This is a genomic window from Actinosynnema sp. NPDC037264, assembly GCF_055603705.1.
In genome coordinates this window covers 44,225-67,574 of record NZ_JBVJVK010000023.1, presented here as the reverse complement: position 1 = coordinate 67,574, position 23,350 = coordinate 44,225, and the positions used below count along the sequence as shown (strand labels likewise).

Genomic DNA, 23,350 nt, shown 5'->3' with positions numbered 1-23,350 from the left:
GGCGGGTGGACCGACGGACGCTGCTGTGCGGACTGCTCGCCCTGACCGCCGGCGTGCCCCTGACCTCCTGCGGCTCGGGCGCGCCGACGCGTCGGCCCGGTGTCGGCTCGGCCCGCGCGGGTGACCGCGTGGCCGGGCTCGCCGACGTCCCGGTCGGCTCCGGCGCGCTGGTCGACGTCGGCGGCGACGGCCAGTTGCTGCTGGTCAGGCCCTCGGAGTCGGAGGTGCGGGCGTTCAACCCGGCCTGCCCGCACCAGGGCACGACGGTGAACCCGCCCGCCGGCGGCACGATCAGCTGTCCCACGCACCGCTCCGCGTTCGACCCGACGACCGGGGCGGTGCTGTCCGGCCCGTCACCGCGGGGGTTGGCGGAGGTCGCGGTGGCGGTGTCCGGGCCGGACGTGTTGCTTTCCTGAAGAAGCCGTCCCAAGGGCTGGGGTGTTGAACCCCGCTTCACGTGGTGTCGTATTGCCTGTGTGGCCGAACGACCACCCACCACGTAGCAAAGGACCTGCTTTGAGTTCAACGGAGAAGACAGGGCTGTCCCGTCGCTCGGTGCTGTGCGGCGTGCTGGTCGCGCTGGCGGTGCCGGGCGGCCTGGCCGCGTGCAGCAGCGGTTCCACCCCCGGCGGCACCACCGCGACCGGCGGCGGCACGACGCCCGGCGGTGGCGGCACCACCCCGTCCGGGCCGCCGATCATCGCGGCGCTGGCCGACGTGCCCGACGGCGGCGGCACGATCGCGGGCAACCCGGCGGACAGCAAGCCGCTCGTGCTCGTCCGCACCGGCGACACGGTCAAGGCCTACGACGCCACCTGCCCGCACCAGGGGACCGCGGTGTCGCCGCCCGAGGGCGGCGTCATCACCTGCCCGAACCACGGCAGCACGTTCAACGCCGCGGACGGCCAGGTGACGAAGGGCCCGGCCACCACGGGCCTGAGGGAGGTCCCGGTGAAGGTCGAGGCGGGCCAGATCGTCCCCGCCTGAACCTCTCGCGAGGGTCGCGTCGAACGTTCACCACCTCCGCGCGAGGTCGCGTCGGTCGTTCGCGTCCTCATTCCCGGCGATCACGCTTTTCGATCGCCGGGAATCAGGGCGCGAACGGCCGACTTCCCCGGCGACCTCGCCCGCGACGCCGGAGGCGGCGCAATCCAGCACAGAGCCGGTCTCCGCCGGGCTGTCGGTGCCCCCACGTACGCTTGTCCGGTGGCCGATCCGTCGACCTATCGCCCTGCGACAGGCACCATCCCCGAAGCCCCCGGCGTGTACAAGTTCCGCGACGCCGGCGGCCGCGTGGTGTACGTCGGCAAGGCCAAGAGCCTGCGCCAACGCCTGAACTCCTACTTCGCCGACGTCGCCGGCCTGCACCCGCGCACCCGCCAGATGGTGACCACCGCCGCGAGCGTCGAGTGGACCGTCGTCGGCACCGAGGTCGAGGCGCTGCAGCTGGAGTACAACTGGATCAAGGAGTTCGACCCGCGCTTCAACGTCCGCTACCGCGACGACAAGTCGTACCCGGTGCTGGCCGTGACGTTGAACGAGGAGTTCCCCCGCCTGCACGTCTACCGCGGCCCGCGCCGCAAGGGCGTGCGCTACTTCGGCCCGTACGCACACGCCTGGGCGATCCGCGAGACGCTCGACCTGCTGCTGCGCGTCTTCCCGGCGCGCACCTGCTCGGCGGGCGTGTTCAAGCGCCACGGCCAGATCGGCCGCCCCTGCCTGCTCGGCTACATCGACAAGTGCTCGGCGCCGTGCGTGGGCCGGGTCGACGCGGACGAGCACCGCGACATCGTCGAGGACTTCTGCGACTTCCTCGCCGGCAAGACCGACTCGATGGTGCGCCGCCTGGAACGCGAGATGACGGCCGCCGCCGAGGAGCTGGAGTTCGAGAAGGCCGCCCGCCTGCGCGACGACCAGGCGGCCCTCAAGCGCGCCTTGGAGAAGCAGGCCGTCGTCCTCGGCGACGGCACGGACGCCGACGTGGTCGCGTTCGCGCAGGACGACCTGGAGGTCTCGGTCCAGGTGTTCCACGTGCGCGGCGGCCGGGTGCGCGGCCAGCGCGGCTGGGTGGTCGACAAGGTCGACGAGACCGGCGTGACGGGCCTGGTGGACCAGTTCGTCACCCAGTTCTACGGCGAGCAGGTCGAGTCGGCCCGGGTCAGCGGCGTCGAGTCGGCGCCGGTGCCGCGCGAGGTGCTCGTGCCGGAGCTGCCCGACGACGCCGAGGCGGTCGAGAAGTGGCTGTCGGGCCTGCGCGGCGGCAAGGTGTCGTTGCGGGTGCCGCAGCGCGGTGACAAGCGTGCGCTCATGGAGACGGTGGAGCGCAACGCCAAGGAGGCGTTCCAGCAGCACAAGCTGCGCCGCGCCGGCGACCTGACGGCCCGGTCGGCGGCCCTGCAGGAGCTGCAGGAGGCGCTGGGCCTGGACACGGCGCCGCTGCGGATCGAGTGCACCGACGTCAGCCACGTGCAGGGCACGGACGTGGTGGCGTCGCTGGTGGTGTTCGAGGACGGCCTGGCGCGCAAGTCCGAGTACCGCCGGTTCGCCGTGCGGGAGGGCGCCGAGCAGGGCGACGTCGGCTCGATCGCCGAGGTGGTGCGGCGGCGCTTCCAGGCGTACCTGCGCGACAACAAGGACAACGGCGGCCCGACGCCCGGCATCGACCCGGAGACCGGCAAGCCGCGCAGGTTCGCCTACGCGCCGAACCTGCTGGTGGTGGACGGCGGCGCGCCGCAGGCGCAGGTAGCCTCCGACGTCTTGGCGGAGCTGGGCATCACCGACGTCGCGGTGGTCGGCCTGGCGAAGCGGCTGGAGGAGGTGTGGGTGCCCGGCGAGCCGGACCCGGTGATCCTGCCCCGCACCAGCGAGGCCCTTTACCTGCTGCAACGGGTGCGCGACGAGGCGCACCGGTTCGCCATCGCCTACCACCGGCAGAAGCGGTCGAAGCGGATGACGACCTCGGCGCTGGACGACGTGCCGGGACTGGGGCAGACGCGCAAGGCCGCGCTGCTGAAGCACTTCGGCTCGCTGAAGAAGTTGCGCGAGGCGAGCATCGAGGAGATCAGCGTGGTGCCCGGAGTGGGCCGGCGCACCGCGGAGGCCGTGCACGCGACGTTGAGCACGGCGGGCACCGAAGGGGAGCGAACGTGAGCGCACCGGCCGGCGAGAAGTCCGGCATCGAAGTCGCGGTGGTGACGGGCCTGTCGGGGGCGGGCCGCAGCACGGCCGCGAAGTGCCTGGAGGACCTGGGCTGGTTCGTGGTGGACAACCTGCCGCCCGAGCTGATCGCGACCATGGTGGAGCTGGGCGCCCAGGCCAGGGGGGCGATCACCCGGGTCGCGGTGGTCATGGACGTGCGCAGCCGCGCGTTCACCGAGGATTTGGCGGCGGTGATCAAGGACCTGGACGCGCGCGGCTACAAGCCGAAGGTGCTGTTCCTGGAGGCCACCGACGACGTGCTGATCCGCCGGTTCGAGTCGGTGCGGCGCGGCCACCCGCTGCAGGCCGACGGCCGCCTCGCCGACGGCATCGAGGCCGAGCGGATCCTGCTCACGCCGCTGCGCGAGGAAGCCGACCTGGTGCTGGACACCTCGGCGCTGTCGGTGCACCAGTTGCGGGCCAAGATCGAGGACACGTTCGGCACGGAGTCGGCGACCCGCACCCGCGTCACGGTGCTGTCGTTCGGCTACAAGTACGGCCTGCCGATGGACGCCGACCTGGTGATGGACGTGCGGTTCCTGCCGAACCCGTTCTGGATCCCGGAGCTGCGCGAGCAGACCGGCCTGGACGGCGACGTGCGCAACTACGTGCTCACGCAGGAAGGCGCGGAGGAGTTCCTGGACCGCTACCACGAGCTGCTGCGCCTCATCGGCGCCGGCTACCGGCGCGAGGGCAAGCGGTACCTGACGCTGGCGGTCGGCTGCACCGGCGGCAAGCACCGCAGCGTGGCCATCTCCGAGGAGCTCGCGGGCCGGCTGGCCAGCGAGGACGGCATGGCCGTCAAGGTCGTGCACCGGGACCTGGGACGCGAGTGAGCTTCGCAGCGGTAGCGCTGGGCGGTGGGCACGGGCTGCACGCCACGCTCACCGCCCTGCGCCGGGTGACCGACGACGTGACGGCCGTGGTGACGGTCGCGGACGACGGTGGCTCCTCGGGGCGGCTGCGCCGCGAGCTGGGCCTGCTGCCGCCCGGCGACCTGCGCAAGGCGATGGTGGCGCTGGCCGGCGCGGACGAGTCGAGCGCGTTGTGGGCGACGTTGTTCCAGCACCGGTTCGGCGGCACCGGCGCGCTCGCCGGGCACGCGGTGGGCAACCTCGTGCTGGCGGGCCTGCTGGAGCAGCTCGGCGACCCGGTGGCGGTGCTGGAGGAGGCCGGGCGGCTGCTCGGCGTGCGCGGTCGCGTGCTGCCGATGTGCACCGAGCCGTTGTCGATCGAGGCCGACGTGACCGGGCTGGACGATGACGACGACGTGGTGCGCCGCATCCGCGGCCAGGTCGCGATCGCCACCACGCCGGGACGCGTGCAGCGGATCCGGCTCAACGGGCCGGGCGGACCGGGCGAGGCGCCGCACGGCTGCCGGCAGGCGGTGGAGGCGGTGCTCGCGGCCGACGTCGTGCTGCTCGGGCCCGGCTCGTGGTTCACCAGCGTGCTGCCGCACCTGCTCGTGCCCGAGCTGCACGACGCCCTCGTGCGCACGTCGGCGCGCAAGGTGGTCGTGCTCAACCTCGTCCCCCAACCGGGGGAAACCGACGGTTTCTCGCCGGAGCTGCACCTGGACGTGCTGTGCGCGCACGCGCCCGCCCTGCGGGTGGACGCGGTGATCGCGGACGTCGACGCGGTGCCCGTTCCGGACCGGCTGCGCAGGGCCGCCGCAGCTCTCGGCGCTGCGGCGCACCTCGCGCCCATCGCCGTGGCCGGCGCGCCCGACCGGCACGACCCGACCGCGCTGGCGTCGAGCATCACCCGGGCGTTGGCCGGCCCTGGTGACGAGACCGGAGGGGCGTCGAGTACAACCCTCCAGGAAGACCGGACGAGCAGGGGAGGCGAGGCGCCGTGGCGATGACGTCGGCGGTGAAGGACGAGCTGAGCAGGCTGGCCGTCTCCAAGACCTGCTGCCGCCGCGCGGAGGTCGCCTCGTTGCTGCGGTTCGCGGGCGGCCTGCACATCGTGGGCGGCCGGGTGGTCGTCGAGGCGGAGCTGGACCTGGGTTCGACGGCGCGCCGGCTGCGCCGCGAGATCCACGAGCTGTACGGGCACCAGTCGGACGTGTTCACCATCACGTCCAGCGGGCTGCGCAAGGGCACCCGGTTCGTGGTGCGCGTGGTGAAGGACGGCGAGGGCCTGGCCAGGCAGACGGGTCTGCTCGACCCGCGCGGACGCCCGGTGCGCGGCCTGCCCGCGCCGGTGGTGTCGGGCGGTGTGTGCGACGCGGAGGCGGCGTGGCGCGGCGCGTTCCTGGCGCACGGCTCGCTGACCGAGCCGGGCCGGTCGTCGTCGATGGAGGTGACCTGCCCGGGGCCGGAGGCGGCGCTGGCGCTGGTCGGCGCGGCGCGGCGGATGGGCATCGGCTCGAAGTCGCGCGAGGTGCGCGGCGCGGAGCGCGTGGTGATAAGGGATGGCGACGCCATCGGCGCGATGCTGACCAGGCTCGGCGCGCACGACAGCGTGCTGGCCTGGGAGGAGCGCCGGATGCGGCGCGAGGTGCGTGCGACGGCGAACCGCCTGGCGAACTTCGACGACGCCAACCTGCGGCGCTCGGCGCGGGCCGCCGTCGCCGCCGCGGCCAGGGTGCAGCGCGCGCTGGAGATCCTGGGCGCCGAGGCGCCCGACCACCTGGCGGCGGCGGGAGCTTTGCGGCTGGCCCACCGGCAGGCCTCGCTGGAGGAACTGGGCCAACTCTCCGACCCGCAGATGACGAAGGACGCCGTCGCGGGCCGCATCCGCAGACTCCTGGCGATGGCGGACAAGCGGGCGAAGGAACTGGGCATGCCGGACACCGAGTCCGCCGTGACGGCGGACATGCTCGAAGCCGAGGTCTGACCGGAGGGCTGCCCCGCTAGCGGAGTCCCAGGGCGGCGACGAGCGGGTCGGCCAGGGACCTCACGTAGGTGTCGGTGAGGTGGTTGTCGCGGTAGACGACCACGTTGCCGACCACGGCGGGGCACGTGTCGGCGCGGCAGATCCAGTCGGTCAGGTCGACCACCCGCACGCCGGGCAGCCCGGTCGCGGCGTCGGCCAGCGGGTCGGTCGCCGAGCCGACGGCCCGCGCCCGGGGCGTGTCGCAGTCGGCCGGGTCGTCGGGGCGGCGTTCCAGGCAGGGCACGACCGGCCGTGCCGGCCGGGGCAGTTCGCGGATCACGGCGACCGGGATGGCGGCGTCCGACAGCGCGGTGAGCATGGTCCGGTAACCCTCGACCGCGCGGTCGGGCGACTCCCAGGTCCAGTCCAGGTCCGCGCGGTAGGACTCGGGCGACATGGCGGCGGTGACGACCAGGTCGGGCTTCAGGTCGCGGATCAGGTCGAGCTTCTTCAGGTTCTCGTCCGAGCAGACGGTCAGCGGCGTGCCCGCCTCCGACGGCGGCACCGCGGTGAACGGGCAGCCGTTGCGCACGATGACCTTCACCCGCCACCGGCCGGCGCCCTCGTGCCGCACGAACTCGGCCAGGGCGCTGCTGAACTGGGCGGCGTGCGAATCGCCGACGATGACCGCGGTCTTGGTCGCCTCGGGTGCCCCGTACGTGCACGCCGCGGGCTCCGCGGTCATGTCGTAGACGTTGCAATCGCCCGGCAGGTCGCCGAGCGGCCCGTCCTCCCCCGCCACGGCGGGGTCGGGTGCGAGCGGGATGCCGGCCTGCGCGGGCACCGGACGGCTCGGGTCCAGCGCCAGCGCGCCGGGGTGGTCGGCGTCGATCACCGACCTGCCGCGCAACGCCGCCAGCGTCGACTCGGCCGACGCCCACCCGCCCGACGCGACCGCCACGGTCACCGCGACCATCGCCGCACCGATCCCGTACGTCACGCGCCTGCGGTTGTGCTTGCGCCGCCGGAACGGGTCCTCGACGAAGTGCTTCGACAACGCGGCCAGCACGAGGCTCAGCGCCGCGGCGAACCCGGCCTGGTACCCGTCCAAGACCTGACGCCCGGTCACCTCGAGCACGAACACGATCACCGGCCAGTGCCACAGGTACAGGCTGTAGGAGATGTCGCCGACGTAGGTCAGCGGGCGCAGGCCGAGGACGCGGGCCAGCGAGTCGTCCCGGGCGACCAGCACCGCCGCCGTGCCGACCGTCGGCAGTGCCGCGATCCAGCCCGGGAACGCCAGGTCCGTGGTGAACCGGAACGCGCTCACCAGCACCGCGGCCACACCGCCCCAGCCCAGCAGCAGACGTGCCGCCGCGCCGAGCCGCAGCCGGTGCAGCACCATCGCGGCCAGGCCGCCGATCCCGAGCTCCCACATCCGGGTCGGCGTCACGAAGTACGCCGCGCCGGGGTCGACCGGCGTGAACGAGACCGAGAACGCGAACGACGCGACCGTGATCACGCCGACCGCGACCACGGCGTACCGCACCGGCCGTCCACCCCGCCGTGCCGCCAGGGTGGCCGCGACCAGCAGCACCAGCGGGATGACCAGGTAGAACTGCTCCTCGACGGCCAGCGACCAGAAGTGCTGCACCGGTGAGGCCCCGACGCCCGCGTGCCCGTAGTCGTTCGACAGCACGGCCAGCAGCCAGTTCTGCGCGTTGATGGCGGAGAAGAGGACCTCGCGCAGCACGGTCGGCCACCGCGACTCGGGCAGCACGGCGAACACCGCCACCGCGACGGCCAGCAGCACGGCGGTGGCGGCGGGCAGGAGCCTGCGGATCCGCCGCGCGTAGAAGTCGAGCAGCCCGACCCGCCCGGTGCGGCGGACCTCGCCGGTGAGCGTGCCGATGATCAGGAAGCCCGAGAGCACGAAGAAGACGTCGACGCCGACGAAACCGCCGGGCAGCCACTCGGGGCGCAGATGGTAGCAGATCACCAGGCCGACGGCCAACGCCCGCAGGCCCTGGATGTCGGCCCTGACCGCGGGACGACCGGCGGCGCGGGCGGCCTCGAGAGGCGGTTCGTCGGTCACCAGCGCCACTACCCACCGCCACGAGTCGAACGGAAAAAGCGGCGCAGCTTAACCCGTTCGTGTAACCGTGGCTGTAGCCCGTTCAGAGCAGCGTTACCGCACCGTCGACATTCGGAACGGCCACCCTCCGTCACGCAGCGCGCGTCCTGCGGGCGAGCACCGAGAGTCATAGGCTGGAAGCCGCCGGGCCCGACGCCGAAGCGCGGCGACGACCGCACTCCGGGGTCACGAAGCCCCCGTGACCGAGTTACCCAAAGGTAACAAGCCGGTCGAGCTGGATTTTCTTGTTCGATAAAGAGATCCTGGTGGTCCACGTGACCAGGGACGCAGGCCGGAGGCTAGGCTGGCTCTCGGCTGCCTGGTCAGCCCATGACTGCACGCCCCTGGCGGACAACGCCAGTCGAGTACCGAGGAGACTCACCGTGACGGTTCGCGTAGGTGTCAATGGTTTCGGCCGCATCGGTCGCAACTTCTGGCGCGCCGTTCAGGCCAGCGGGCACGACATCGAGATCGTCGCCTTCAACGACCTCGGTGACGTCAACACCATGGCCCACCTGCTCAAGTACGACTCCATCCTCGGCCGCCTCGACGGTGAGGTGACCGTGACCGACGAGGGCATCGCGGTCGACGGCAAGGTCATCAAGGCCCTGGCCGAGCGCGACCCCGGCAAGCTGCCCTGGAAGGACCTCGGCGTCGACGTCGTCGTGGAGTCGACCGGCTTCTTCACCGACGCCTCGGCCGCGCGCAAGCACGTGGACGAGGGCGGCGCGAAGAAGGTCATCATCTCCGCACCGGCCAAGGGTGAGGACCTCACCGTGGTGCTGGGCGCGAACGACGACCAGTACGACGGTTCGCAGACCGTCATCTCCAACGCCTCGTGCACCACCAACTGCCTGGCCCCGCTGGCCAAGGTGCTGCACGACAGCTTCACCATCGAGCGTGGCCTCATGACCACGATCCACGCCTACACCCAGGACCAGAACCTGCAGGACGCGCCGCACAAGGACCTGCGCCGCGCCCGTGCCGCCGCGCTGAACATCGTGCCCACCAGCACCGGTGCCGCGAAGGCGATCGGCCTGGTCCTGCCGGAGCTGAAGGGCAAGCTCGACGGCTACGCCCTGCGCGTGCCCGTGCCCACCGGCTCGGCCACCGACCTGACCGTCACCGTCGGCCGCGACGTCACCGTGGACGAGGTCAACGCCGCCTACAAGGCCGCCGCGGACGGTGCGCTCAAGGGCTACCTGCGCTACAACACCGACCCGATCGTGTCGGCCGACATCGTCACCGACCCGGCGTCGTGCATCTACGACGCGCCGCTGACCAAGGTCATCGGCAACCAGGTCAAGGTCGTCGGCTGGTACGACAACGAGTGGGGCTACTCCAACCGCCTCGCCGACCTGGTCAACCTCGTCGCCAGCAAGCTCTGAGCGAAGAGACGGATCACTCGCTGTGAAGACTCTCGACGATCTGCTCAGCGAGGGTGTCTCGGGTCGGCGCGTCCTCGTGCGCGCCGACCTGAACGTCCCCCTCGACGGCGACCGGATCACCGACGACGGCCGCGTCCGCGCGTCGGTGCCCACCCTCAAGGCGCTCGTGGACGCGGGCGCCCGCGTGCTGGTCGCCGCGCACCTGGGCCGCCCCAAGGGCGAGCCCGACCCCAAGTTCTCCCTCGCGCCCGTCGCCGTCCGGCTCGGTGAGCTGCTCGGCCTGCCGGTCGAGATCGGCACCGAGGCCGCCGGTGACGGCACCGTCGTGCTGCTGGAGAACATCCGCTTCGACGCCCGCGAGACCAGCAAGGACGACGCCGAGCGCGCCGCCCTCGCCGACGAGCTGGCCGCCAAGGCCGACGCGTTCGTCTCCGACGGCTTCGGCGTCGTGCACCGCAAGCAGGCGTCGGTCTACGACGTGGCCAAGAAGCTCCCGCACTACGCGGGCGGCCTCGTGCTGGCCGAGGTCGAGGTGCTGCGCAAGCTCACCGACGACCTCCAGCGCCCCTACGTCGTGGTGCTCGGCGGCGCGAAGGTCTCCGACAAGCTCGGCGTCATCGCGAACCTGCTCACCAAGGTCGACCGGCTCCTCGTGGGCGGCGGCATGGCCTACACCTTCCTCAAGGCCCAGGGCCACGAGGTCGGCGGCTCGCTGCTGCAGGAAGACCAGCTCGACCAGGTCCGCGGCTTCCTCGCCGAGGCCGAGAAGCGCGGCGTGGAGCTCGTGCTCCCGGTCGACGTGCTGGCCGCCGTCGACTTCGCGCCCGACGCGCAGTTCGAGGTCGTCGCCACCGACGCCATCCCCGCCGACCGGCAGGGCCTGGACATCGGCCCGGCGACCCGCGAGCTGTTCGCCTCGAAGCTCGCCGACGCGCAGACCGTGTTCTGGAACGGCCCGATGGGCGTGTTCGAGTTCGAGGCCTTCTCCGGCGGCACCCGCGCGGTGGCCGAGGCGCTGGTCAAGAGCGACGCGTTCACCGTGGTCGGCGGCGGCGACTCCGCCGCGGCCGTGCGCGCGCTCGGCCTGCCCGAGGACGGGTTCTCGCACATCTCCACCGGTGGTGGGGCGTCCCTGGAGTACCTGGAGGGCAAGGAACTGCCCGGCGTGTCTGTGTTGGAGGCGTGATGGCTCAGCGTCAGCCCCTCATCGCGGGCAACTGGAAGATGAACCTCAACCACCTCGAGGCCATCGCCCTGGTGCAGAAGATCGCCTTCTCGCTCCCGGAGAAGTACTTCGCCAAGGTCGAGGTCGCGGTGCTGCCCCCGTTCGTCGACATCCGGTCGATCCAGACCCTCGTCGACGGCGACAAGCTGCTGCTCAAGTACGGCGCGCAGGACCTGTCGCCGCACGACTCGGGCGCCTACACCGGTGACGTGTCCGGCCCGATGCTGGCCAAGCTCGGCTGCTCCTACGTCACCGTGGGCCACTCCGAGCGGCGCGAGTACCACAACGAGGACGACGGAGTCGTCAACAAGAAGGTCAAGGCGGCGCTCAAGCACGGCGTCACGCCCATCTTCTGCCTCGGCGAGCAGCTGGACGTCCGCGAGGCCGGCGGGCACGTCGAGCACTGCACCGAGCAGCTCGTCGCGGGCCTGAAGGGCCTCACCGCCGAGCAGGTGCGCGACGTCGTCGTCGCCTACGAGCCGGTGTGGGCGATCGGCACCGGCAAGGTCGCCTCGTCGGCCGACGCGCAGGAGGTGTGCGCCGCCATTCGGGTCAAGCTCGCCGAGCTCTACGGCGAGGACGTCGCTTCGGCCGTTCGAGTGCTTTACGGCGGCTCGGTCAAGTCCGGCAACATCGCGGAGTTGATCGCTCAGAAGGACGTCGACGGCGCCCTTGTCGGTGGTGCGAGCCTGGATGCGGACGAGTTCGCGAAGCTGTGTGCACTCGCCGCGGGCGGCCCTCTACCCTGATGTGATTGACACACTCTCCACCCGCGGTGGTCCACGGTCGGCAGTCGACCGGGTACTCTGTGGCGTCACCTGCCTGACAGCGAGGAAGAAATGATCCTGTTCCTGCAGATCCTGCTGCTCGTCTCCAGCCTGCTGCTGATCCTGCTCGTGCTGCTGCACCGCGGGCGTGGTGGCGGTCTGTCCTCGTTGTTCGGCGGCGGCATGCAGTCGAGCCTGTCCGGTTCCAGCGTGGTGGAGAAGAACCTCGACCGCCTGACGTTGTTCGTCGGCGCGGTCTGGGTCATCGCCATCGTGGGCATCGGGCTGCTGATGAAGGTCAACTGACACAGGTCGGTGGACGCCGACGACGTCGGCCGACGCGGACACAGGGAAACCACGTGGTGGGGGTGTGAGGGTCGATGGCTGGTGGTAACGCGATTCGCGGTACCCGCGTCGGCGCAGGCCCGATGGGCGAATCGGAGCGCGGCGAGTCCGCGCCCCGACGTCGGGTGTCGTACTGGTGCGCGAACGCGCACGAGTCTCGGCCGTCGTTCGCGGTCGAAGCCGAGATCCCGGAGAACTGGGACTGCCCCCGGTGCGGTCTGCCGGCCGGGCGCGACGAGCAGGCACCTCCTGCTCCGCCGCGCAACGAGCCGTACAAGACGCACCTGGCGTACGTGAAGGAGCGGCGCTCCGACGCGGACGGTGAGGCGATCCTCGAAGAGGCGCTCACCAAGCTGCGCAAGCAGCGCGAAGAGCCCTAGCCAGGCTCAGGCGAGAACGGCACGACGGCCCCGGTGGGACTTCCCCGCCGGGGCCTTCGTCGTCTTCGGGCCGTCATCGTCTTCGGGCCCGCTCAGGTTTGCCCCGCTCAGGCCCGGTTCGCCTCAGGTCCCGCTCGACTCAGGACCGCTTGGTGAACAGGCCGGCGAACTGGCGTCGGACCATGATCGCGCCCACGAGCAGGAAGAACACCAGGATCACCAGGGTGGACGTCGTGCCGCCGGTCGAGCTGGTCAACGCCACGTCCACGCTCCCGACCAGCACCACACCGCAGTCGGCGCGGATCACGTGGCGACCCGGCTGGATCGTGGTGAACTCGACCCTGGTGCTGAACGTGCCCGAGCCGTCCGCCTTCGCCGCGCCGACGGCCTCGCCCAGCGCGCTGAGCCGCACCGACGACCCCGGGTCACAGCCCGTGCCGGTGGCCGTCAACGGGTCACCCGGCTGGATGTTGTCCTTGTCCAACGTCAGCGCGCCGTCACCGTCGAACGGCCTCGTGGTGGCGGTCGTGGTCGGCGCGGAGCTGTCCGTCGTGGTTGTCGTCGTCGTGGTTGTCGTGGTCGTCGTCGGCCGGGTGGTGGTGGTCGTCGGGCGCGTGGTGGTCGTCGTGGTCACCGGGGGAGCGGTCGTCGTCGTGACCGGCGGCGGGGTCGTGGTCGTGGTCGGCCTCGCGGTCACCGTGAAGCTGTCCGTCGGGTTCGACGTCGCCGCGCACTGCGGGCGCGCCGTGACCCGGTGCGTCCCGACGCCCGCGTCCGACGGCACGGTCGCCGTGCCCGAACCCGTGCCGCGACCCGCGTGCCTGCCGCTGCCGATCACCCGCCCGCCGTCCCACAGGATCTGCACGGTGGGGTTCGAGCAGTCCGGGTCGAGGTACACGCCGGTCCAGCTCAGCGTGAACGTGCTGCCCGCCGGACCGGAATCCGGGCTCGCGGTCGCGACGCCCTGCTGCTGCGCCGATACCGGTGCCGCTACGAGCGCCGTAACGCCATATGCCAAGGCACCGAGTAGAGCTAGTGTTCCTGCCGATCGCATGCCGACTCCCGGACCAGTCCGCGACCCCCGATGAGGTGCCCTTGTGAGACGCATTATGAGCAGCGTCGGTTTACTGCTCCTGTGCGGGATCTTCCTCGGCGTCGCCCCGGCCCACGCCGCCGGGGACGCGGTCACCATCGACGCCACGGTGGACGGCACACCGGTCGGCGAGGACGAGTTGCTGCTCGACCCGTCCCGCTCCTCCCTGATCTCCGTGACCGTCCACAACGGAACCGACACGGTCCGGCACATCAAGACGATCCGGCTGTCCGGCACGGCGCTGGCGCTGACGTTCTTCTCCTACGACACGACCGTGCCGTTCGACGTGCCCGCCAAGGAGAGCGTCACGCGCGGGTTCGTGCTCGACCTCGGGCAGCTCGGCGGCCAGGCGACCGGCCTGCTGCCGACCGAGCTGGAAGTGCTCGACACCAACCGCGACGTGCTCGCGTCGATCGGCATGACCGGTGACGTGCGCGGGTCGCTGTGGTCGGTCTACGGGGTGTTCGGGCTGGCCTTGTTCGGGCTGACCCTGCTGGCGTGGGCGGGCGCGCTGTTCGCGCTGGCCCGCCGGCGGCTGCCCGCGAACCGGTGGCAGCGGGCGATGCGGTTCCTGCCCGCCGGCGTCGGCACCGGGCTCGTCGCGGTGATCTCGCTGTCCGTGCTGCGGATCATGGCGCCGTCACCGGCCGCGGAGATCCCGTTCGTGCTGGGCGCGGCGGCGGTCGCGTTCGCCCTGGGCTACCTGACACCGCACCCGGACGCGGACGACCTGGCCCCGGTCGGTCCGGGCGGTCCGGTCGACCCGGAGAGCACGCAGCGCATCACGCGGCCGTTGCCGGGCGGTGCGGCGTGACGGTGTCGGCGAACGTCGTCGCGGCGCTGCCGCAGTACGAGCTCGGCGCGGAGGTCGGGCGCGGCGGGATGGGGGTCGTGTACGCGGCCGTGCACCGGCCGTTGGGGCGGGCGGTGGCGGTGAAGCGGCTGCCCGGCGTGCTCGCGTCGGACGAGCGGATGAGCGCCCGGTTCGCGCACGAGGCGCGGCTGCTGGCGCGGCTCGACCACCCGCACATCGTGCCCGTGTACGACTACGTCCAGGACCGCGGCGAGCACCTGCTGGTGATGGAGAAGCTCGACGGTGGCACGGTGTGGTCGAAGTTCACCGGTTCGGGTGTCACGCCCGCTTCGTCGTGCGCCATCGGTCTGGCGATGCTGTCCGGTCTGCACGCGGCGCACGGGGCCGGGGTGCTGCACCTGGACGTGAAGCCGAAGAACCTGCTCTTCACCGCCGGTGGGGTCCTCAAGGTCGCCGATTTCGGGATCTCGCAGGTGGTGAGCGAGGGTGCGACGCTCGTGACGCACGGCGGGCAGGTGCTCGGCACGCCCGCGTACCTGTCGCCGGAACAGGCGCTGGGCAACCCGCTCAGCCCGGCGGCCGACGTCTACGGTGCGGCGACGGTGCTGTACGAGTTGCTCAGCGGCCGGCTGCCGTTCGACAGCGGTGGTGGGGCGTTGGCGATGATCCAGCGTCACGTCTACCAGCAGCCCCGCCCCCTGATCGAGGTACCTGATCCACTCGCCCGAGTGATCATGCGGGGGATCGAACGCGACCCGCAGGCCCGGTACCGCAACGCGGAGACGTTCGCGGTGGACCTGGCGGGCGCGGCGGCGGAGGTCTTCGGCCGGGACTGGCTGCTGCGCCTCGGCGAACCGGTCCACCTGAGCCCGCAGGTCGCCGCCGCGAGCACTCGTCCCGCGACCGGTTCCGCCGTGCCGCGGGAAACCCTCGACATGCCCGTTCGGGCGACGCTCGTGGACGCCCCGTCGACCCCCGCGCGGCTGGGCTCGCAGACCCTCGTCCCGGCCGCGCAGGTCCTGGCCGCCACCGCCGCCCCGAAGCCCGCCCGCTGGTTCGCGCTGGCCGCCGCCCTCGCCGCGGCCGTGATGATCACCATCCCGTTCGCCCTGCCGGGCCGCGCCCTGCCCGCCCTCGACGTCGACCTGAGCAAGCCGGTCACCGTGGGCCAAGGCAACCCGGCGACCGCGCGCCTCGCCGTGACGGCGGTCGGCATCACCCTGGCCGACGTCCCCGCCTCCCCACCCGCCCCTGCCTCCACGTCCTCCTCCGAACCCGCCTCCAATCCCTCCTCGCCTGCCACCTCACTGTCGTTCGAGCTGCCGGGCGCGAGCCGGTGGATCGTGGGCGGCGCCGCCGTGGCCACTGTGACGGCCGACGGCCAGTCCACCGACTACTCCCTCCGCCCGGTCACGCACCCGATGATCAGCATCATGGGCGCGGGGAGCGCGGTGCTGCTGCTGTTCGCGCTCGCGTACCTGGAGTCGATCCTGCGGTCCCTGCGGCGACGACGGGCGGGGACTGCGGCGGTGGTCGCGTCGGCGCCGTTGGGCTTCGCTCTCGGCGTGGCCGTGTGGCTCCTGCCGTCCGTGCTGCTGCGCCACACGCCTGACTTGTGGCCGGCGCTCGTGTGCGGCGGGCTGGGCGTGGCGGCGGCACTGTGCACGGCCGTAGCCACCCGACGGTCAGCTCTCCGCTGACGGCTGCGCGCACGGCCAGCCCACCAAGCTGGTGGCCGCACGCACGGCCAGCCCTCGACTCTGCTGCTGGCCGCGTACGGCCAGCCCTTCGCGCCGACGGCCACATGCACGGCCAGCTCTCCGCGCCGACGGCCGTGTGCGCCGACCGGCTGCACGTGCGCCACTGGCCGCTGCTACCACTCGACCGGTGCCGGCATGCGATCGCTGCCAGCGCCGACATCTGCCAGCGCCGACATCTGCCACCGGCGGCCGCTGGCACCGACAGGCTTCGGGTCAGGCGGCTGTCTGGGCGGCGGGCGCAGGTTCGGGCGGGTGTGTGCGGGCGCTCGATGCCTGCGAGTGTGGCGGCAGGCTGATCGTGCGGCGGGCGGTCGTGGGTTGCCGGTGAGCCGGTGTTCGGGCAGCGCTGCCGGCAGCTGTGCGGCGGCAAGCGTGATGCCCGGCGGGCCATCGGGTGCCGACTGCTGGCGGCGGTGGGTGCGGTGGGGTGGGGGTTGGGTGTTGCTTCGGTGCGGTTCCTTCTTGGGTGGCTCCTTCCTCGTGTTCCTTACCTCGTGCTCCCTCCTCGGGCTCCTTCGTCGTGCTCGTGCTCCGTTGTCCGTCGTCCGTCCGCTGCTCGCGGCGCGCTCCCCTCCTGTGCGCCGCGAGGTCCGGACGGGCCGGGGGTTGGTCGGCGGCCTCGTTGTTTCAACCGACGTTCGAGATCGACGATAACAGTGTTTCGTTTGATGATTCCAGAATGATCACCCATTAGCGTGACGGGCGGAATCAGGGCTTGAGGGTCCTGACCAGGGGAAACGTCACCCTCACCGTGAAGCCGCCGCTGTCCGTCGGCCCCGCCTCCAGCTCACCGTTCAACAACGCCGCACGCTCCCTCAGCCCCACCAACCCATGACCACCGCTGGGCAACGCCGCCCCGTCCACCGACCCGACCGCACCCTCCGGCGCCTCGTTGCGCACCTCCACGCGCAGCTGATCGGCATCGGCCACCACCGACACGGCCGTCGCCGCACCGCACGCGTGCTTCCGCACGTTCGTCAACGCCTCCTGCACCACCCGGTACGCCGCGCCCGACACCGGAGCCGGCAGATCGGCCATCGGGCCCCGCACGGTCAACGTCGCCGGAATCCCCGCCGCACCCACCAGCTGCGCCAAATCCTCGACCCGGGGCTGCGGCGAGTCCTCGCCGCTCGTCGTCCGCAGCACGCTGACCAGCTGCCGCAGCTCGTCCAACGTCCTCGTGCTCAACATCCGGATCGTCCCGGCGACCTGCTTCGCGTTCGGGTCGGCCGCCGCCATCCGCAGCGCACCCGCCTGCATCGCGATCAAGCTCACCTGGTGCGACACGACGTCGTGCATCTCCCGCGCCAACCTGGCCCGCTCGTCCGCCCGCACCGCGTGCGCGTGCAGCATCCGCTCCCGCTCCCGGCTCGCGGCCAGCTCGGCGATCCGCGCCGACAACTCCTCCCGCGCGTGCGCCAGCAACCCGATCGCGATCGGCATCCCCGCCACGATGCACCCGTAGATGGCGTTGTGGACGTGCGTCTTCCAGTCCAACGCCGCGAACTCGGCCGGCGGCCACACGAAGAACCGGCTCAGCCACACCAGCGCCGCGCCGATGTAGGTCTGCTTCGACAGCAGCTGCTGCCGCGCCAACGTCCCCAGCGCGATCATCGCCGCCAACTGCGCCCACCCGGCCAGGAACCCGGGCACGGTGATCAGCACGACCAGGAACGGGAACCGCCGGCGCAGCGCCACCGCCGCCACCGACACGACCGACAGCACGTAGTTGTACGGCTCGGCCTCGGGCACGACCCGCAGCCACACGTCCAGCGCCGCGATGCCGACGGCCGCCGCGTCGAACGCGAGCTGCCGGTGCCGGCCGAGCACGCGGGAGAGGAACCGCCCGAGCGCCCCGAGGCGGGCAGCACGCCGCACCCGCTCGGTCGCGACGCCGTTGACCCGACCGCTCGGCAGTCTTTCGACAGCGTTGCCGGCCAGGGTTCGACCTCCTGTGTCAGCTGTCCGCCGGTCCTCACCGTACTGCGCTGTCATCACGCTTGGCATGACCCGCCTTTCCGCCCCCGACCCGCTCGAACGACCCGCTCACCCTTCGAGATGCTGTGATTACCCGAACGGGACGCCCGACGCCGCACAAAATTGCGAGCGCGAACGTCCGGTGAGCGGACAACGTGCGTGAAGACGGCCCGCGAGTGCGCCAAATCACCCCGAGAACGCCGCTGCCGCCGTCGCCCGGAACGGACGACGGCGGCAGCGGAGGGGGTGGGTTCAGGCCGACGGCGGGGTGGTCGGCGCCTTCGCGGCGGCGGCCGTGTCGAGCAGCCACAGCGTGCGCTGCCGACCACGGGCGCCCGCGGCCGGCAGTTGGGCTTCGTCGGCGCCGGTCAGGCCGAGGGCCACGGCCTCGCCCTTCGCCGCACCCGTCGTCATCAGCCACACCTCGCGCGCCGCGCGGATGGCGGGCAGGGTGAGGCTCACCCGGGTCGGCGGCGGCTTGGGGCAGTCGCGCACCGCGACGACGGCGCGCTCCCTCTCCACCACCGCGGGCGACTCCGGGAAGATCGAGGCCACGTGCCCCTCCTCCCCGACACCGAGCAGGCACACGTCGAACGACGGCACGGCACCGTCCGGGCCCGCCGCGGCGGCGAGCACGGCGGCGTACGCCTCGGCGGCGGCCTCGGGGTCGTCGCCGAACCGCCCGTCGGACGGCTCCATCACGTGCACGCGCGAAGCCGGCACCGGCACGTGGTCCAGCAACGCCTCCCGCGCCTGCGTCTCGTTGCGGTCGGGGTGCCCGGCGGGCAGGAACCGCTCGTCGCCCCAGTACAGGTCGACCCGGGTCCAGTCCACCGCGTCGCGGGCGGGCGTGGTGCGCAGCTGCTCCAGCACCGCGATGCCGGTCCTGCCGCCGGTCAGCACCAACGACGCCGACCCGCGCGCGGTCTGCGCGTCCACCAGGCTGGTGACCAGGCGGGCGGCCGCGGCGGCGGCCAGCAGGTCGCCGTCACGGTGCACCACCACCTCGGGCCGGCTCACGAGCCCGCCTTCGCCTTCGCCGCCTTGGGCGCGGCCTTCGCGGCGGCCTTGGGAGCGGCCTTGCCACCGGAGGACTTCGGCGCCGCGGTCTTGGCGGCGGCGGTCTTCGCCGGCGCCTTCGCGGGCCTGCCGTCCACCTTGCCGTCCACCTTCGAGCCCGCCTTCGAGTCCGCCGAAGCCGCGACCTCCGCCGAAGCGCCGGCGGGCCGGGTGTCGGCCCCCGCGCCCGGACCGCCGTCCGACTTCGCCTTGGCGGCCCCGGACGCGGGACCGGACGCGGCCCCGGACCCGGCCCGCGCAGGCTTGCGCGCCGCGGCGGTGGCCTTCGGCGCGGTCCGACCGCGCACGACCTTGCCCAGCGACCGCAACGCCGCCTCGTACACCTCGTCCGGGTCGAGCCGGCGCAGCTCCTCGGCCAGGCAGTCCCGCACCTGGCGGCGCTGCAGCGCGACCCTCCGCTCCGGCTGGCCGGGCTGGGTCAGCGTGCCCACCTTGCCGTCCGGGCGCGACAGCTCGACCAGCCCGGACCGGCGCTCCAGCCGCACGTCGACGATGCCCTCGCCGCGACTGGCCTTCACGCGCTTCACCGGCACCCGCAGGCACCCGGCGAGCCACGCGGCCAGCAGGTCGGTCGACGGCGAGTCGCTCTCGCCGCTCACCTCGGCCTCGGTGACCTTCTCGTGCGGCGGCAGGTCGAACGCCGACGCGAGCATCGCCCGCCACAGCGTCAGCCGCGTCCACGCCAGGTCCGTGTCGCCGGGCCGGTAGCCCGTCCGGCGCTGCTCCAACGCCCGGATCGGGTTCTTCTCCGCCGCCGCGTCGGTGATCCGGCGCTGCGCGAGCTGCCCGATGGGGTCCTCGGCGGGCACGGCGGGCGCCTCGTTCGGCCACCACGCCACCACCGGGGTGTCCGGCAGCAGCAGCGGCACGACGCACGAAGCGCCCTCGTTGGCCAGCTCGCCGTACAGGCGCAGCACGATGACCTCGGACGCGCCCGCGTCACCGCCGACGCGGATCTGCGCGTCGAGCCGGGGCGCGGCCTTGCGCGCGCCGCGCGCCACCACGATCACCCGGCAGGGGTGCTCGCGGCTGGCGTCGTTGGCCGCGTCGATGGCGTCCTCGGTCTTGGTGCCGTCGTCGGTCACGATGACCAGCGTCAGCACCCGGCCGAGGGTGACCGCGCCGCCTTCCTCGCGCAGCCGCACGAGCTTGCTGTTGACCTGCGACGTGGTGGTCGAGGGCAGGTCGATGATCACGGACGCCTCCAGTGCCTGCCGGTGCGGGCCAGCATCTCGTCCGCAGACGCCGGTCCCCAGGTGCCTGCCTTGTACTTCTCCGGCGCGCCGGTGGCGCTCCAGTGCTTGATCACGGGGTCCAGGATCTCCCAGGACAGCTCGACCTCGTCGTTCTTCGGGAACAGCGACGGCTCGCCGAGCAGCACGTCCAGCAGCAGCCGCTCGTAGGCCTCCGGCGAGGACTCGGTGAACGCGTGGCCGTAGCCGAAGTCCATCGTGACGTCGCGGACCTCCATCGAGTTGCCCGGCACCTTGGAGCCGAACCGGATGGTCACGCCCTCGTCCGGCTGCACGCGCACCACCAGGGCGTTCTGCCCCAGCTCCTCGGTGGCGGTGTCGTCGAACGGCAGGTGCGGCGCGCGCTTGAACACCACGGCCACCTCGGTGACGCGGCGGCCGAGGCGCTTGCCGGTGCGCAGGTAGAACGGCACGCCCGCCCAGCGGCGGGTGTTCACCTCGCAGGTGATGGCCGCGTAGGTCTCGGTGACCGAGTCCTTCGCGAACCCGCCTTCCTCCAGCAGCCCGAGCACCTTCTGCCCGCCCTGCCAGCCACCGGTGTACTGGCCGCGGGCGGTGGTCTCGTCGAACGGCCCGATCGAGCGGGTCGCCGAGAGCACCTTGACCTTCTCCGCGCGCAGGTCGCTCGGCCGGAACGACACCGGCTCCTCCATCGCGGTCAGCGCGAGCAGCTGGAGCAGGTGGTTCTGGATCACGTCCCGGGCCGCGCCGATGCCGTCGTAGTAGCCCGCGCGACCGCCGAGGCCGATGTCCTCGGCCATGGTGATCTGCACGTGGTCGACGTAGTTGGCGTTCCAGATGGGCTCGTAGAGCTGGTTGGCGAAGCGCAGCGCCAGGATGTTCTGCACCGTCTCCTTGCCGAGGTAGTGGTCGATGCGGAACACCGACTCCTCGGGGAAGACGTCGTTGACGGTCTTGTTGAGCTGCTTGGCGCTGGCCAGGTCGTGGCCGAACGGCTTCTCGATGACCACCCGGCGCCACTGGTCGGGGCTGTCGGTCGGCGGCGTGGCCAGGCCCGCGCGCTTGAGCTGGTTGACCACCGTGGTGAACGCGCTGGGCGGCACCGACAGGTAGAACGCGTGGTTGCCGCCCGTGCCGCGCTCCCGGTCCAGGTCGGCGAGCGTCGCGGCGAGCGAGTCGAACGCGGCGTCGTCGTCGAAGGTGCCCTGCACGAACCGGATGCCCTCGGCGAGCTGGTTCCAGACCTCCTGCCGGAACGGCGTGCGCGCGTGCTCCTTGACGGCGTCGTGCACGACCTGCATGAAGTCCTGGTCGGCCCAGTCGCGGCGGGCGAAGCCGACGAGCGCGAAGCCCGGCGGCAGCAGGCCGCGGTTGGCCAGGTCGTAGATGGCGGGCATGAGCTTCTTGCGCGACAGGTCGCCCGTCACGCCGAAGATCACCAGGCCGGACGGCCCGGCGATGCGCGGGAGCCGCTTGTCCCGCGGGTCGCGCAACGGGTTGCGCTTGGTCGGCGCACTCACGAACCGTCCTCCTGGATCGCCTCGACGAGCTGCGCGAGCCCGGCGACGCGGTCGGTCAGGTGCAGCCGCAGCACCGGGCGCCCGCGCTCGGCGAGCACCTGGCCGTCGCCCAGCGCCTGGGCCAGCTGCAACGTGCTGAGGTCGTACGGCCGGTCCGGCACGTCCAGCTTCGTCTCGGACTCGCCGGTCAGCTGCAGGAACACGCCGTTCTGGTGACCGCCCTTGTGGTACTGGCCGGTCGAGTGCAGGAACCGCGGTCCCCACCCGAAGGTGGTCTGCAGGTGTGAACGCTGCGCCAACTCCGGGCGAACGAGGGCGAACGACGCGTCGTCGACCCGGTCGAGGTAGGCCTGCACGGACAGGTAGCCGTGCTCGGGCGCGGCGGCGACCAGCGCCTTCAGCGCCTCGGCGACCGTCTTCACGTCCGCCGGCAGCCAGCCCTCGCTGGGGTAGGCCTCGATCGGACCGTCCACGAAGGCCGGCTCGACCGTCGACGCGGCGGGGGAGTCCAGCAGGGACCGGGCCGCCTTCTTCGCCGCCTCCACGTCGGGCTGGTCGAACGGGTTGATCTCCAGCACCCGGCCCACCAGCGCGGTCGCGTACTCCCACACCAGGAACTGCGCGCCGAGCGAGCCCTCGACCGACAGCGTGGACGAGCCGGTGGCCGGTCCGATCGCGACGGTCGTGGCGTCGGAGCGGGCGTCCACGAAACCGGGCGCGCCCGGGCCCTCGACCACCACGGGCAGCAGGCCGGTGCCGTTCTTGCCGGTCGACTCGGCGATCAGCTGCTCAGCCCAGTCGCCGAACCCGGCGATGCCCGAGCCGGTGTCGGCGAGCACGACCTTCTCCGCGCCGTGCGCGTGCGCCACCGCGAACGTCGCCGCCAGCACCACCGCCGGGTTGTCCGGCGAGTCGGCCGACACCAGCGGCGCGGCGGAGGCGGCCTCGTCGAGCAGCTTGCCGACGTCCGCCCCCGCCAGCCCGGAGGGCACCAGGCCGAACGCGGTCAGCGCCGAGTACCGGCCGCCGACGTGCGGGTCGGCCAGGAACACCTTGCGGTAGCCCGCTTCCCGCGACGCCGCCTCCAGCGGCGAGCCCGGGTCGGTCACCACGACGATCCGCGACGCCGCGTCGATGCCCGCCGCGGCGAACGCGGCCTCGAAGATCCGCCGGTGGCTGTCGGTCTCGACGGTGCCGCCCGACTTGGACGACACCACCACGACCGTGCGCTTCAGGTCGCCCGCGAGCGCCTCGGCCACCTGGCCGGGGTCGGTGGTGTCGAGCACCACCAGCGGCACGCCTGCCGTGCCCGTGATCACCTCGGGCGCGAGCGACGAGCCGCCCATGCCGGCGAGGACCACGCGGTCCACGCCTTCGGCGAGCAGCTCGTCGCGCAGCGCGGTGATCTCCGCGACCAGCGGGCGGGACGTCTCGTGCAGCGTCGTCCACGCCAGGCGGATCGACGCCTCGGGCTCCGCGTCGGCGCCCCACAGGGTGGCGTCCCCCGCGGTGAGCCTGCTCGGAGCCGAATCCCGGACCAGGTCGCCCACGACGGTGTCGACCTGGTTCTGGTTCGGCGTGCGGACGATCTCCACGGAGATCACCTCGGTCATGTCAGTCCTGTCCCGTTCTCGG

20 protein-coding genes are annotated in these 23,350 nt (G+C 72.4%); 13 read left to right on the top strand and 7 right to left on the bottom strand.

Annotated features, from left to right (window positions below; genetic code table 11):
• Positions 1–5: 5 nt before the first annotated feature.
• The 6 genes from ACZ7GX_RS24455 to whiA all read left to right on the top strand — a co-directional run bounded on the left by ACZ7GX_RS24455 (position 6) and on the right by whiA (position 6,039).
• On the top strand, positions 6–416 hold the full coding sequence (locus ACZ7GX_RS24455; protein WP_498779811.1) for a Rieske (2Fe-2S) protein: 411 nt from the start codon (positions 6–8) through the stop codon (positions 414–416).
• Positions 417–516: 100 nt separating this feature from the next.
• The gene (locus ACZ7GX_RS24450) at positions 517–987 is read left to right on the top strand and encodes a Rieske (2Fe-2S) protein (protein WP_498779809.1); all 471 of its coding nucleotides are present in this window, start codon (positions 517–519) and stop codon (positions 985–987) included.
• A gap of 219 nt (positions 988–1,206) precedes the next feature.
• On the top strand, positions 1,207–3,150 hold the full coding sequence (gene uvrC, locus ACZ7GX_RS24445) for an excinuclease ABC subunit UvrC (RefSeq protein ID WP_498779808.1): 1,944 nt from the start codon (positions 1,207–1,209) through the stop codon (positions 3,148–3,150).
• A gap of 26 nt (positions 3,151–3,176) precedes the next feature.
• The gene (gene rapZ / locus ACZ7GX_RS24440) at positions 3,177–4,034 is read left to right on the top strand and encodes an RNase adapter RapZ (RefSeq protein ID WP_170232487.1); all 858 of its coding nucleotides are present in this window, start codon (positions 3,177–3,179) and stop codon (positions 4,032–4,034) included.
• Complete coding sequence (locus tag ACZ7GX_RS24435; RefSeq protein WP_498779807.1) at positions 4,031–5,062, top strand: gluconeogenesis factor YvcK family protein; 1,032 nt, start codon at positions 4,031–4,033, stop codon at positions 5,060–5,062. The genes rapZ and ACZ7GX_RS24435 overlap by 4 nt, the downstream gene beginning before the upstream one ends.
• Complete coding sequence (whiA, locus tag ACZ7GX_RS24430) at positions 5,053–6,039, top strand: DNA-binding protein WhiA (protein ID WP_230569164.1); 987 nt, start codon at positions 5,053–5,055, stop codon at positions 6,037–6,039. Before ACZ7GX_RS24435 ends, whiA begins: the two co-directional genes overlap by 10 nt.
• Positions 6,040–6,055: 16 nt before the next feature.
• Here whiA and ACZ7GX_RS24425 read toward each other — a convergent pair whose 3' ends face one another.
• Complete coding sequence (locus ACZ7GX_RS24425; RefSeq protein ID WP_498779804.1) at positions 6,056–8,113, bottom strand: acyltransferase family protein; 2,058 nt, start codon at positions 8,111–8,113, stop codon at positions 6,056–6,058.
• A 422-nt stretch (positions 8,114–8,535) separates the two neighbouring features.
• On the opposite strand from ACZ7GX_RS24425, the gene gap reads away from it, so the two are divergent.
• The 5 genes from gap (at position 8,536) to ACZ7GX_RS24400 (ending at position 12,257) form a co-directional block, all read left to right on the top strand.
• Positions 8,536–9,540, top strand: coding sequence for a type I glyceraldehyde-3-phosphate dehydrogenase (gap, locus tag ACZ7GX_RS24420; protein WP_230569162.1), 1,005 nt, complete (start codon positions 8,536–8,538; stop codon positions 9,538–9,540).
• A gap of 22 nt (positions 9,541–9,562) precedes the next feature.
• On the top strand, positions 9,563–10,726 hold the full coding sequence (locus ACZ7GX_RS24415; protein ID WP_498779802.1) for a phosphoglycerate kinase: 1,164 nt from the start codon (positions 9,563–9,565) through the stop codon (positions 10,724–10,726).
• Entirely contained in the window at positions 10,726–11,514 is a 789-nt protein-coding gene (gene tpiA, locus ACZ7GX_RS24410) for a triose-phosphate isomerase (protein ID WP_498779800.1), read from the top strand. Before ACZ7GX_RS24415 ends, tpiA begins: the two co-directional genes overlap by 1 nt.
• Before the next feature lie 90 nt (positions 11,515–11,604).
• Positions 11,605–11,838, top strand: coding sequence for a preprotein translocase subunit SecG (secG, locus tag ACZ7GX_RS24405; protein WP_498779798.1), 234 nt, complete (start codon positions 11,605–11,607; stop codon positions 11,836–11,838).
• Positions 11,839–11,912: 74 nt separating this feature from the next.
• The gene (locus ACZ7GX_RS24400) at positions 11,913–12,257 is read left to right on the top strand and encodes an RNA polymerase-binding protein RbpA (RefSeq protein WP_015103628.1); all 345 of its coding nucleotides are present in this window, start codon (positions 11,913–11,915) and stop codon (positions 12,255–12,257) included.
• Between the two features lie 139 nt (positions 12,258–12,396).
• Here the strand turns inward: ACZ7GX_RS24400 and ACZ7GX_RS24395 are convergent, their stop codons facing one another.
• Positions 12,397–13,275: a hypothetical protein gene (locus ACZ7GX_RS24395; protein ID WP_498779796.1), complete on the bottom strand. Its 879-nt coding sequence runs from the start codon at positions 13,273–13,275 to the stop codon at positions 12,397–12,399.
• Between the two features lie 79 nt (positions 13,276–13,354).
• Between ACZ7GX_RS24395 and ACZ7GX_RS24390 the strand changes: the two genes are divergently transcribed.
• Together ACZ7GX_RS24390 and ACZ7GX_RS24385 are read left to right on the top strand one after the other, a co-directional pair.
• Complete coding sequence (locus ACZ7GX_RS24390; RefSeq protein ID WP_498779794.1) at positions 13,355–14,164, top strand: hypothetical protein; 810 nt, start codon at positions 13,355–13,357, stop codon at positions 14,162–14,164.
• Complete coding sequence (locus ACZ7GX_RS24385) at positions 14,161–15,864, top strand: serine/threonine-protein kinase (RefSeq protein WP_498779793.1); 1,704 nt, start codon at positions 14,161–14,163, stop codon at positions 15,862–15,864. The genes ACZ7GX_RS24390 and ACZ7GX_RS24385 overlap by 4 nt, the downstream gene beginning before the upstream one ends.
• A gap of 768 nt (positions 15,865–16,632) precedes the next feature.
• On the opposite strand, the gene ACZ7GX_RS24380 is transcribed toward ACZ7GX_RS24385, so the two are convergent.
• The 5 genes from ACZ7GX_RS24380 to ACZ7GX_RS24360 all read right to left on the bottom strand — a co-directional run bounded on the left by ACZ7GX_RS24380 (position 16,633) and on the right by ACZ7GX_RS24360 (position 23,328).
• Positions 16,633–17,931: a sensor histidine kinase gene (locus tag ACZ7GX_RS24380; protein ID WP_498779792.1), complete on the bottom strand. Its 1,299-nt coding sequence runs from the start codon at positions 17,929–17,931 to the stop codon at positions 16,633–16,635.
• Positions 17,932–18,153: 222 nt separating this feature from the next.
• On the bottom strand, positions 18,154–18,921 hold the full coding sequence (pgl, locus tag ACZ7GX_RS24375) for a 6-phosphogluconolactonase (RefSeq protein ID WP_498779791.1): 768 nt from the start codon (positions 18,919–18,921) through the stop codon (positions 18,154–18,156).
• Positions 18,918–20,177 (bottom strand): glucose-6-phosphate dehydrogenase assembly protein OpcA, encoded by a 1,260-nt coding sequence (gene opcA, locus ACZ7GX_RS24370; RefSeq protein WP_498779790.1) that lies wholly within the window; start codon positions 20,175–20,177, stop codon positions 18,918–18,920. The genes pgl and opcA overlap by 4 nt, the downstream gene beginning before the upstream one ends.
• Positions 20,174–21,715 carry a glucose-6-phosphate dehydrogenase gene (gene zwf, locus ACZ7GX_RS24365; RefSeq protein WP_498779788.1) on the bottom strand — a complete coding sequence of 514 codons (1,542 nt, stop codon included), beginning with the start codon at positions 21,713–21,715 and terminating at the stop codon, positions 20,174–20,176. Before zwf ends, opcA begins: the two co-directional genes overlap by 4 nt.
• A complete protein-coding gene (locus tag ACZ7GX_RS24360; RefSeq protein ID WP_498779786.1) occupies positions 21,712–23,328 on the bottom strand; it encodes a phosphoglucose isomerase-related protein in 1,617 nt (538 codons plus the stop codon). The genes zwf and ACZ7GX_RS24360 overlap by 4 nt, the downstream gene beginning before the upstream one ends.
• Positions 23,329–23,350 lie beyond the last annotated feature (22 nt).